Consider the following 11,062-nt stretch of genomic DNA (forward strand, 5'->3'; position numbering starts at 1 on the left):
CCATTGTTTTTTTAGGGGAATCCATGGCAAGCAGTAACCAGAAACAGAGTCGGCGCGATCAGATCCTGCAGGCACTCGCCCACATGCTGGAAACCAGTCCGGGCCAGCGCATCACCACGGCGCGCCTCGCGGCCGAGGTGGGTGTGTCCGAGGCGGCCCTCTATCGACACTTTCCCAGCAAGGCGCGGATGTTCGAGGGACTGATCGACTTTATCGAGGATTCCCTGCTGTCACGGGTCAACCTGATCATGGCCGAAGAGAAGGACACCATGGCCCGCTGCCACCATATACTGCAGCTGCTGCTGGTGTTCGCCGAGCGCAATCCCGGCATCACCCGCATCCTCAACGGCGATGCCCTGCTTGGCGAGCACGATCGGCTGCGGGATCGCATCAGCGCCCTGTTTGACAAGCTGGAGACCCAGCTCAAGCAGGCACTGAGAGAGAAGCGTCTGCGGGAAGGCCAAGGCTTCCAGCTCGATGAGACCATGCTGGCCAACCTGCTGCTGGCCTATGCCGAGGGCCGCATCAGCCAGTTCGTCCGCTCCGAGTTCAAGCTCAAGCCCACCGCCGGGTTCGAGGATCAGTGGCAGTTTATGCGTAGCCAACTTCTACAGAGCTGAGTTCGTACATCACATGCGCCTCATACACCATAGGGGTTGCGACTAAGAGGGAGGCCTTGGCCTCCCTTGCTTTTTGTGGCACAAAAGAGAGACGAGTATCAGATGCGACCCAGGCTGTCGCGTTCCGGTGTTAGATTCATGCGCCATAAACCTTCATATCAACAGGACATCCTATGGAACCCGAGATCATTACCGAAGCGCAGACCTGGCTGGTCAACAACCAGGGGCTGATCATCGAGTACGCGGTCAACATCGCCGCCGCCCTGCTCACCCTGCTGATCGGTTACATCGCCGCCAACCTCATCAGCAGTGCCGTGGTCAAGGTGATGCAGACCCGCAAGCTGGATACCACAGTCACCCACTTCGTCGGCAGCATCCTCAAGTACACCATCCTGGTGTTCGTAGTGATCGCCGCCCTGGGCCGGGTCGGAGTGCAGACCGCCTCCTTCGTTGCCATTATCGGTGCTGCCGGTCTGGCCATCGGTCTGGCGCTGCAGGGTTCGCTCTCCAACTTCGCCGCCGGTTTCCTGCTGATCATCTTCCGCCCCATCAAGGCCGGTGAATTCATCGAGGTGGCCGGCACCAATGGCGTGGTGCAATCCGTCCAGCTGTTCACCACCACCCTCACTTCCGGTGACAACAAGATGGTGGTGGTGCCGAACTCCGCCATCCTCAACGGCACCATCGTCAACTACTCGCGCATGGATACCCGCCGGGTCGACATGACCTTCGGCATCGGCTACGGCTCCGACCTGCGCAAGGCCAAGCAGATCCTGGAGCGACTGGTGAACGAGGACCCGCGCATCCTGAAAGACCCGGAAGCCGTCATCGCCGTCGCTGCACTGGCCGACTCCTCGGTCAATATCGTGGTGCGTCCCTGGGTCAAGACGGGCGATTACTGGGGTGTCTGGTTCGACTTCCACGAGAAGGTGAAACTGACCTTCGATGCCGAAGGCGTCGAGATCCCCTTCCCCCAGATGGTGATGCACATGCAAAAACCGCAGGCGTGATCACGGTTCCGCTGCAACGCATAATGCCAGCCTCCGGGCTGGCATTATCATTTCCGGCCCCCGCTGACGAACATAAAAAATCCGGCCATGTGGGCCGGACTTTGTTCTCGGCAAACAGGGATCGGCGCCACTACACCAGTCGGCGTGCGACCCGGTTGAGCAGCGGTTGCACCAACACATAACCCCCCAGCACCGCACCGATCACCGCCAGCACCCGTAACGGCAAGGTAGGCGCCGCACTGGTCAGTACCATGGTCAGCAGACCGATGAGGCCGGTGGCGATCAGGCTCAGGGCAAACAGGGACAACACAGCTTTCATTGCGATCTCCTCATTCCAGACAGTGGCCATCCCTGGGAGATCTCGTCCATTCGGCTCATATGCTAGCCAAGACCCAACCCTGACAATTTGCGCCTGCTCATAAAACGAGCCAAAAAGCGGCTGTCAGATACCCCTTTAGCTGTAACACGAACTTGCCAGGCAGCAAGTCGCGACCAGCCATAGATGAAAGCCCTTTCAACCCGTGCAAGCCGGGTGAAGTATGAGCAAACTCAAGATCCCCTGGCCATGAGTGACTCATAATCGCAGCGTTTTGGTTGTAAACTCCTTCGATGGCAGACAATTGGTAAAGCTCTGTTACATGGGCCGCGCAATGGGCCCGGTATAATGCTCGAATAATAAGGTTTGGCGGGAGCCTTGCCTGCAAGGTTCATACACAACTTGGAAGACTGATAATCCTATGAAAAACATCAATCCAACCCAGACCCAGGCCTGGCAGGCGCTGGAAGCCCACTTTGCAGCGAACAAAGAGACCCGGCTGAAAGATCTGTTCGCCCAGGATCCCCAGCGTTTCGACAAGTTCTCCCTCACCTATCAAGGCGACATCCTGGTCGACTACTCCAAGAACCTGATCACCGAGGAGACCCTCAAGTTGCTGGTTGATCTGGCCAAAGAGACCGATCTTCGCAGCGCGATCGATGCCATGTTCAATGGCGAGAAGATCAACATGACCGAAGGGCGCTCCGTACTGCATGTGGCCCTGCGCAACCGCTCCGACCGCCCCATCGAAAGCGATGGCAAGGATGTGATGCCGGAAGTGAAGGCCGTACTGGCCAAGATGAAAGGCTTCTGCGAGAAGATCATCTCAGGCGAGTGGAAAGGCTACACCGGCAAGGCGATCCAGCACGTGGTCAACATCGGTATCGGTGGCTCCGATCTCGGCCCTGTGATGATCACCGAGGCGCTGCGCCCCTACAAAAATCACCTGCAGATGCACTTCGTCTCCAACGTCGATGGCACCCACATCGCCGAGACTCTCAAGAAGATCGATCCGGAAACCACCCTGTTCCTGGTGGCCTCCAAGACCTTCACCACTCAGGAGACCATGACCAACGCCCTGACCGCCCGCGACTGGTTCATCAACATCGCCGGTGACAAGGCCCACGTCGCCAAGCACTTCGCCGCGCTCTCCACCAACGGCAAGGCCGTGGCCGAGTTCGGTATCGACACCAACAACATGTTCGAGTTCTGGGACTGGGTTGGCGGCCGCTACTCCTCCTGGTCTGCCATCGGCATGCCTATCGCCCTGTCTGTCGGCTTTGAAAATTTCGAAGCCCTGCTGCAAGGTGCCTTCGAGATGGACATGCACTTCGCTACTGCCTCCTATGAGCAGAACGTGCCGGTGCTGCTGGCGCTGATTGGCCTCTGGTACAACAACTTCTACGGTGCCGAGTCCGAAGCCATTCTGCCGTACGATCAGTACATGCACCGCTTCCCTGCCTACTTCCAGCAGGGCAACATGGAATCCAACGGCAAGTACGTGGATCGCAATGGCAAGCCGGTTGACTACCAAACTGGCCCCATCATCTGGGGTGAGCCGGGCACCAACGGCCAGCACGCCTTCTACCAGCTGATCCACCAGGGCACCAAGCTGATCCCCTGTGACTTCCTGGCACCGGCCATCAGCCACAATCCGATCGGCGATCACCACCCGAAACTGCTGGCCAACTTCTTCGCTCAGACCGAGGCGCTGGCCTTCGGCAAGAGCAAAGAAGAGGTCGAAGCCGAGTTTCTGGCGGCTGGCAAGACGCTGGAGCAGGTCAAGGATCTGGTGCCGTTCAAGGTGTTCGAAGGCAACCGCCCGACCAACAGCATACTGTTCAAGAGCCTGACCCCGAAAACCTTGGGTGCCCTGATCGCTATGTACGAGCACAAGATCTTCGTACAGGGTGCAATCTGGAACATCTTCAGCTTCGATCAGTGGGGCGTGGAGCTGGGCAAGCAGCTGGCCAACAAGATCCTGCCGGAGCTGGGCAATAACGAGGCTGTCACCAGCCACGACTGCTCCACCAACGGTCTGATCAATACCTGGAAATCCTGGAAGGCCTGATTTTTCAGTTCTTTATGAATGCGAAAGCCCCGCTCATTGAGCGGGGCTTTTTATTGCCGGGAGCCGGCGTTGCCATCCTGTAGAGATCTGGCCAGGTGTCTAAGCCAGCCAGAAGACGGGGATCGTCACCCCCGCCCTTCCATCGCCGGCATTAACCGCCGACGGCGATGCGCTTCATGTCTTTCATATAGCCACGCAGGGTCTGGCCGATCTTCTCGATGGGGTGATTGCGGGTCGCTTCATTCGCGGCCAGCAGAGCCTGGTTGTCCACCGCCTTCTGCTCCGCACGGGCACTGCCCAGATCACCGGCCTGCAGGGTCGGCATGAAGTGCTCGCGCAGCAGCGGCACGGCGGCGTTGGCGAACAGGTAGTTGCCGTACTCCGCGGTATCTGAGATGACCACGTTCATCTCGTACAGACGCTTGCGAGCGACTGTGTTGGCGATCAGCGGCAGCTCGTGCAGGGATTCGTAGTAAGCGGACTCTTCATAGATGCCGGAGGCCACCATGGTTTCGAACGCCAGCTCGACACCCGCCTTGACCATGGCCACCATGACCACGCCATTGTCGAAGTACTCCTGCTCGGCGATCTTGCCCGAATAGGCAGGAGCATTCTCGAAGGCGGACTTGCCGGTCTCTTCGCGCCAGCCGAACAGCTTGGCGTCGTCTTCGGCCCAGTCGGCCATCATGCCGCGGGAGAACTCGCCGGCGATGATGTCATCCATGTGCTTCTCGAACAGCGGACGCATCAGGGTGCGCAGCTGCTCGGAGAGCTCGAAGGCGCGCAGCTTGGCCGGGTTGGAGAGGCGGTCCATCATCAGGCTGATGCCGCCCTGCTTCAGGGCCTCGGTGATGGTTTCCCAGCCGAACTGGATCAGCTTGCCGGCGTAGGCCGGGTCGGTACCTTCGGCGACCAGCTTGTCGTAGCAGAGCAGAGAACCGGCCTGCAGCATGCCGCAGAGGATGGTCTGCTCGCCCATCAGGTCGGATTTCACTTCCGCCACGAAGGAGGATTCCAGCACGCCGGCACGGTCGCCGCCGGTGGCGGAGGCCCAGGCCTTGGCGATGGCCATGCCTTCACCCTGGGGATCGTTCTCCGGGTGAACGGCGATCAGGGTCGGCACGCCGAAGCCGCGCTTGTACTCTTCACGTACCTCGGTACCCGGGCACTTAGGCGCCACCATGACGACGGTGATGTCGGCACGGATCTGCTGACCCTCTTCCACCACGTTGAAACCGTGGGAATAACCCAGGGCGGCCCCCTGCTTCATCAGCGGCATGACTGTCTTCACCACGTCGGAGTGCTGTTTGTCCGGGGTCAGGTTCAGGACCAGATCGGCGGCCGGGATCAGCTCCTCATAGGTACCAACTACGAAGCCGTTGTCGGTGGCTTTCTGCCAGGAGGCGCGCTTCTCGGTGATGGCGGCCTTGCGCAGGGCATAGGAGATATCCAGCCCGGAGTCGCGCATGTTCAGGCCCTGGTTCAGACCCTGGGCGCCACAGCCCACAATCACCACCTTCTTGCCCTTGAGCGCCGCACAACCGTCAGCGAACTCCTCGCGCTGCATGAAACGACACTTGCCCAGCTGGGCCAACTGCTGACGCAGGTTCAAGGTGTTGAAATAGTTAGCCATGGTGATTGCTCCGTTCGATTGATTCCATGCCGGGTAGCGGCGTTGTCCAAACCACTATAGCGCGGGACACTTATTGCCTGAACTGATATATTCGAAACAGTACGTTGCAGAAATTGAAATGTGACTCTTGGCATTCTCAGGCCGTTTTCCCACCTGGTGCATCTCGGGGGCTTGCGGCCTGACGGTATATAGGCGGCACAAGCGCCGCTGCAGGAATTCAAAGATGGACCTTCGCAATCTCGAACTGTTTCTCCACCTCGCCGACTCCCTCCACTTCGGCAAGAGCGCCGACGCCATGGCGGTCAGCCCCTCCACCCTGAGCCGCGCCATCCAGCGGCTGGAGCAGGAGACCGGCTGCGTGCTGTTCGAGCGGGACAACCGCAGCGTACGGCTCACCCCGGCGGGAGAGAAGCTGAGGGAGTTCGGTGGCAGCCTGCTGCAGGAGTGGCGGCGGCTCAAGCAGGAGCTCAGGCGCAGCGACGAGCCGCTACAGGGTCGGCTGCGGGTCTTCTGCTCGGTCACCGCCAGCTACTTCCTGCTGCCCGAGGTGCTGGAGCGCTTTCGTCGCCGCTATCCCCAGCTCGAGATCAAGCTGGAGACAGGCGACCCCGCCCTGGCGGTAGACAAGATCCTGGCCGACGAGGCCGATCTGGCCATTGCCGCCCGCCCGGATGCCCTCTCCTCCAAGCTGGAGTTTGCCAGCCTGCAGCAGGTGCCGCTGGTGTTTATCGCTCCCCGGGCCGCTCCGCAGTCGAGCCAGTGGTTCTCGCAGGGAGAACCCGACTGGGAGCGGCTGCCGCTCATCCTCTCGGAGCAGGGATTGGCTCGCAAACGCTGTGACCAGTGGTTCCGCAACAAGGGGATCGCCCCCAACATCTATGCCGAGGTAGCTGGCAACGAGGGGATTGTCGCCATGGTGGCGCTCGGCTTCGGAGTGGGGCTGGTGCCTGCCGCCGTGATCGACCACAGCCCCATGGGGGACAAGGTACGCATCGTCGAACCCAAGCCCGCCCTCAAGCCGTTCGACGTGGGGATCGCCGTGCTCAAGAAGCGGCTGGAGGAGCCGCTGATCCGCGCCTTCTGGGACACAGCACGCGGTCAGGGAGGGTTGCGCTGACCCAGAGGCTGACCCCACATCAGTGTCAAATGTGTCAGTATGAAAGCCCTGGAGAAGAGGGGACACTGGCCGGCAAACCCATCCACCACAAAGGGCCATGCCGTGAGCCAGCATCTTGTCGAAATCCAGAGCGCCATCCTGTTTGCAGAGTATCTGCAGAGCCTCGGAGTCCAGCACACCCCGCTCGATCGGGAGCAGGAGGTCTATGTGCAGGACAGGCACCTGGCCACTGTGCGGCGCATCCAGGGTGAGCTGAGATTTTATCTCCGTGCCAATGCCCTGACCCGATCGTGATCCGCAATGGGTCACAGAACGAACACCGAAAGCGTATTAGACTGGCACCATCCGTCACCCTCACCACCGGGGGTCGTCACGAGGAGTGCCCATGAAACCAAGCGGCCTGGATCGGCTCTTCAAACCCCAATCGATTGCCGTCATCGGTGCCTCCAGTGACCCGCAGAAAGCTGGCCATGTGGTCATCCGGCATCTGCTCGCTGGCCAGTTCAAGGGCCCCATACTGCCGGTCAGCCCCCACAGCCGGGCCATCGCCGGCGTGCTCGCTTATCCCGATATCGCCAGCCTGCCCCTCTCCCCGGATCTTGCCATCGTCTGCACCCGGCACGAACGGGTACTACCGCTCATCGAGGAGCTAGGCAAGAAAGGAACCGGAGCGGCCATCATACTGGCTGCTCAGTTCTCTGGCGACGAGCGCCAGCGGCTCAGGCAGCTCTGCCAGCAATACGGCATCCGCCTGCTCGGCCCCAACAGCATGGGTATGTTGTTGCCTGGGCAGGGTATTAACGCAAGCTTCTCCCCCATTGCCGCCACCCCGGGACAGGTTGCCTTCCTGTCGCAATCCGCGGCAGTCAGTACCACCATCCTCGACTGGGCCAAACAGCGTGAACTCGGCTTTTCAGCCTTCGTTTCGCTTGGTGATCACTGCGACATCGACTTCGGCCAGCTGCTGGATCAGCTCTCCCGCGACGGGACAACCCGCGCCATCCTGATCTACATGGACAAACTGCACGATGCCCGCCACTTTCTCTCCGCCGCCCGTGCCGCCTCTCGCAACAAGCCCATCCTGGTGCTCAAGAGCGGCCGCCACGATCCGGCCAACGGCCTCGACAACGTCTATGACGCCGCTATCCGCCGGGCCGGCATGCTGCGGGTTCGAGACACCCATGAGCTGTTTGCCACCGTCGAAACCCTGAGCCACTCTCTTACCCTCAAGGGGGAGCGGCTCGCCATCCTCTCCAACGGGCGTGGCCTGGCCAACATGGCTGCAGACGTGCTGCTGGCGCGCGGCGGCAAGATGGCCATGCTTCCTCTGGATATAGGCAGCGATGCCGATGTGGAGGCCTACAAAACCGCGCTGGACGAGTTGCTGCAAGGAGACAAAGCTGATGCCATCCTGCTGATCCATGCCCCCTCCCTCACCGCTCGCGGTGCAACCCTGGCCAGCAGTCTGATCGATTTCCTCAAGCAGCACCCCAGAGCCAGGCGCTTCAACATCCTGACCAACTGGGCGGGAGAATACTCGGCCCAAGAAGGACGTCGTCTGTTCAATGAGGCCGGGATCCCGACTTACCGTACTCCGGAGAGTGCCGTCACCGCCTTCATGCACATGGTGGAATACCGCCGCAACCAGAAGCAGTTGATGGAGACCCCCGCCTCCCTGCAAGGGGACAGGCTCGATGCCGAGCGCTGTCAGCAGTTGCTCCACCAGGCACTGGATCGCAAACAACGGGTACTGGATACCCACCTGGCGCAACCCATCATGCAGGCGGCAGGCCTTTCCACCCTATCGACCTGGATCGTTTCCGATGCCATCGAAGCGGCGCTGACCGCGGAACAGATAGGCTACCCGGTGGCGGTTAAGCTGCGCTCACCGGATATAGCCCACAAATCCGAGGTACACGGCGTCATGCTGAACTTGCGCACCTCGGCGGAAGTGGCCCAGGCGGCGGATGCCATCCTGGACCGGGTCCGTCAGCACGACCCTGGGGCCCGAATAGAGGGGCTGCTGGTGCAGCGCATGGCGCGCCGCAGCGGGGGTCTGGAGCTGAGGATCCGCTTGCAGCAGGATCCTGTGTTCGGCCCCGTCATCCTGCTCGGGGAGTCAGGTGCCGAACCCCACGAGATGGTCGCGGCCCTGCCACCGCTCAACCAGGCGCTCGCTCGCTACCAGATCATCGGTGCCCTCAAGAATGGCAAGATCCGCGAACAGGCCAGCCCGGTACGACTCGATATCGATGCCCTCGGCCAGGTTTTGTGCCAGCTATCCGAACTGCTGCTGGCCTTCCCCGAAATCCAGGAGCTGGATCTGCACCCGCTGCAGGCCTGTGGCGAAGAGATGGTGATCCTGGATGCCAGGCTGGTGCTGATGGAAGAAGGGCACCAGATGCTGCCACTGGCCATTCGCCCCTATCCCACCGAACTGGAGGAGGGGGCCTGGCTCAAGGATCAGAGTCATGTCCTGCTGCGCCCGATCCGACCGGAGGACGAACCGGCCCACAAGCAGTTCGTGCTCAAGGTCTCCGATGAAGACAGATACAAGCGCTTCTTCGCCGACGTGGGGGAGCTGGGCCATGAAGAACTGGCACGCATGACCCAGATCGATTACGACCGGGAGATGGCCTTCGTCGCCGTGGGGCAGGATGGGCCCTACAACCAGCAGATCCTGGGAGTGGTGCGCGCCATCTCCAATCCGGACCAGTCCGATGCGGAATTTGCCATCCTGGTGCGATCCGACCTAAAGGGGTTGGGGCTTGGCAAGTTGATGATGGAAAAGATAGTGCGTTACGCCAGAGAGCGTGGCATCGGCCAGCTGTCGGGGATGACCATGCCCAGCAATCGCGGCATGATCAATCTGGCCAAGCGGCTGGGTTTCCAGATCGACATCCAGTTGGAAGACGGCATAGTCAATATGGTGCTGCCCTGCGCAGATCAGGGCCGATGAAGATAGGATACAGTTGTAAATCAGTCAGATATTGATGGCTGCCGTGAATGTCAGACAATAAAAAACCCCGCTCAGTGAGCGGGGTTTCTTGTATTGGGTGCCTGGCAGTGTCCTACTCTCGCATGGCGAATGCCACACTACCATCGGCGCTACCGCGTTTCACTTCTGAGTTCGGCATGGGATCAGGTGGTTCCACGGCGCTATGGCCGCCAGGCAAATTCTTAATCTAGAAAGCTGACGTGAGTAACGACACGGCTGGTTTGCCTTGTCATTATCACTGAATTTGTAAGTAGTCTCGCACTTGCTACAAGGCCCAGAACACTTCTTGGGTGTTGTATGGTTAAGCCTCACGGGTAATTAGTATGGGTTAGCTCAACACGTCGCCGCGCTTACACACCCCACCTATCAACGTTGTGGTCTCCAACGGCCCTTTAGGACCCTCAAGGGGTCAGGGATGACTCATCTCAGGGCTCGCTTCCCGCTTAGATGCTTTCAGCGGTTATCGATTCCGAACTTAGCTACCGGGCAGTGCCACTGGCGTGACAACCCGAACACCAGAGGTTCGTTCACTCCGGTCCTCTCGTACTAGGAGCAACTCCCTTCAATCATCCAACGCCCACGGCAGATAGGGACCGAACTGTCTCACGACGTTCTGAACCCAGCTCGCGTACCACTTTAAATGGCGAACAGCCATACCCTTGGGACCGACTTCAGCCCCAGGATGTGATGAGCCGACATCGAGGTGCCAAACACCGCCGTCGATATGAACTCTTGGGCGGTATCAGCCTGTTATCCCCGGAGTACCTTTTATCCGTTGAGCGATGGCCCTTCCATTCAGAACCACCGGATCACTATGACCTACTTTCGTACCTGCTCGACCTGTCCGTCTCGCAGTTAAGCTGGCTTATGCCATTGCACTAACCTCCTGATGTCCGACCAGGATTAGCCAACCTTCGTGCTCCTCCGTTACTCTTTGGGAGGAGACCGCCCCAGTCAAACTACCCACCAGGCACTGTCCGCGAGCCCGATTCAGGGCCCTGCGTTAGAACATCAAACATACAAGGGTGGTATTTCAAGGACGGCTCCAGCGCAACTGGCGTCACGCCTTCAAAGCCTCCCACCTATCCTACACATGTAGGTTCAATGTTCAGTGCCAAGCTGTAGTAAAGGTTCACGGGGTCTTTCCGTCTAGCCGCGGGTACACCGCATCTTCACGGCGAATTCGATTTCACTGAGTCTCGGGTGGAGACAGCATGGCCATGGTTACACCATTCGTGCAGGTCGGAACTTACCCGACAAGGAATTTCGCTACCTTAGGACCGTTATAGTTACGGCC

The 11,062-nt window shown here is 59.9% G+C and carries 8 protein-coding genes and 2 rRNA genes (1 of these 10 running past the window's edge); 6 read left to right on the forward strand and 4 right to left on the reverse strand.

Annotated features, from left to right (window positions below; all coding sequences use genetic code 11):
- The first annotated feature begins 23 nt into the window (after nucleotides 1-23).
- Nucleotides 24-620 (forward strand): nucleoid occlusion factor SlmA, encoded by a 597-nt coding sequence (slmA, locus tag KI797_RS20245; protein ID WP_005323760.1) that lies wholly within the window; start codon nucleotides 24-26, stop codon nucleotides 618-620.
- A gap of 173 nt (nucleotides 621-793) precedes the next feature.
- Entirely contained in the window at nucleotides 794-1,630 is an 837-nt protein-coding gene (locus KI797_RS20250; RefSeq protein WP_043128777.1) for a mechanosensitive ion channel domain-containing protein, read from the forward strand.
- Nucleotides 1,631-1,760: 130 nt separating this feature from the next.
- Here KI797_RS20250 and KI797_RS20255 read toward each other — a convergent pair whose 3' ends face one another.
- A complete protein-coding gene (locus KI797_RS20255) occupies nucleotides 1,761-1,949 on the reverse strand; it encodes a holin (RefSeq protein WP_005323764.1) in 189 nt (62 codons plus the stop codon).
- A 418-nt stretch (nucleotides 1,950-2,367) separates the two neighbouring features.
- Here KI797_RS20255 and pgi point away from each other — a divergent pair, with 418 nt between their 5' ends.
- Entirely contained in the window at nucleotides 2,368-4,017 is a 1,650-nt protein-coding gene (pgi, locus tag KI797_RS20260; protein WP_226170803.1) for a glucose-6-phosphate isomerase, read from the forward strand.
- A gap of 151 nt (nucleotides 4,018-4,168) precedes the next feature.
- Here the strand turns inward: pgi and ilvC are convergent, their stop codons facing one another.
- Nucleotides 4,169-5,650 carry a ketol-acid reductoisomerase gene (ilvC, locus tag KI797_RS20265; protein WP_226170805.1) on the reverse strand — a complete coding sequence of 494 codons (1,482 nt, stop codon included), beginning with the start codon at nucleotides 5,648-5,650 and terminating at the stop codon, nucleotides 4,169-4,171.
- Nucleotides 5,651-5,873: 223 nt separating this feature from the next.
- Between ilvC and ilvY the strand changes: the two genes are divergently transcribed.
- From ilvY to KI797_RS20280, 3 genes are all read left to right on the forward strand, one after another.
- Nucleotides 5,874-6,767 carry an HTH-type transcriptional activator IlvY gene (ilvY, locus tag KI797_RS20270; protein WP_005323770.1) on the forward strand — a complete coding sequence of 298 codons (894 nt, stop codon included), beginning with the start codon at nucleotides 5,874-5,876 and terminating at the stop codon, nucleotides 6,765-6,767.
- A gap of 102 nt (nucleotides 6,768-6,869) precedes the next feature.
- Entirely contained in the window at nucleotides 6,870-7,061 is a 192-nt protein-coding gene (locus tag KI797_RS20275) for a hypothetical protein (RefSeq protein WP_005323772.1), read from the forward strand.
- A 91-nt stretch (nucleotides 7,062-7,152) separates the two neighbouring features.
- Nucleotides 7,153-9,726, forward strand: coding sequence for a bifunctional acetate--CoA ligase family protein/GNAT family N-acetyltransferase (locus KI797_RS20280; protein WP_226170807.1), 2,574 nt, complete (start codon nucleotides 7,153-7,155; stop codon nucleotides 9,724-9,726).
- A 99-nt stretch (nucleotides 9,727-9,825) separates the two neighbouring features.
- On the opposite strand, the gene rrf is transcribed toward KI797_RS20280, so the two are convergent.
- Both rrf and KI797_RS20290 read right to left on the reverse strand, forming a co-directional pair.
- A 5S ribosomal RNA gene (gene rrf, locus KI797_RS20285) occupies nucleotides 9,826-9,940 on the reverse strand.
- 122 nt (nucleotides 9,941-10,062) lie between these two features.
- Nucleotides 10,063-11,062: ribosomal RNA gene (locus tag KI797_RS20290) — 23S ribosomal RNA — on the reverse strand (it continues 1,890 nt past the right edge of the window).

The sequence above is a fragment of the Aeromonas media genome, assembly GCF_020423125.1.
Taxonomy (GTDB): Bacteria; Pseudomonadota; Gammaproteobacteria; order Enterobacterales; family Aeromonadaceae; genus Aeromonas; species Aeromonas media.

Coding starts and splice junctions, on each gene's coding strand:
- slmA (WP_005323760.1), top strand. CDS start 24: ATGGCAAGCAGTAACCAGAAACAGAGTCGGCGCGATCAGATCCTGCAG.
- KI797_RS20250 (WP_043128777.1), top strand. CDS start 794: ATGGAACCCGAGATCATTACCGAAGCGCAGACCTGGCTGGTCAACAAC.
- KI797_RS20255 (WP_005323764.1), bottom strand. CDS start 1,949: ATGAAAGCTGTGTTGTCCCTGTTTGCCCTGAGCCTGATCGCCACCGGC.
- pgi (WP_226170803.1), top strand. CDS start 2,368: ATGAAAAACATCAATCCAACCCAGACCCAGGCCTGGCAGGCGCTGGAA.
- ilvC (WP_226170805.1), bottom strand. CDS start 5,650: ATGGCTAACTATTTCAACACCTTGAACCTGCGTCAGCAGTTGGCCCAG.
- ilvY (WP_005323770.1), top strand. CDS start 5,874: ATGGACCTTCGCAATCTCGAACTGTTTCTCCACCTCGCCGACTCCCTC.
- KI797_RS20280 (WP_226170807.1), top strand. CDS start 7,153: ATGAAACCAAGCGGCCTGGATCGGCTCTTCAAACCCCAATCGATTGCC.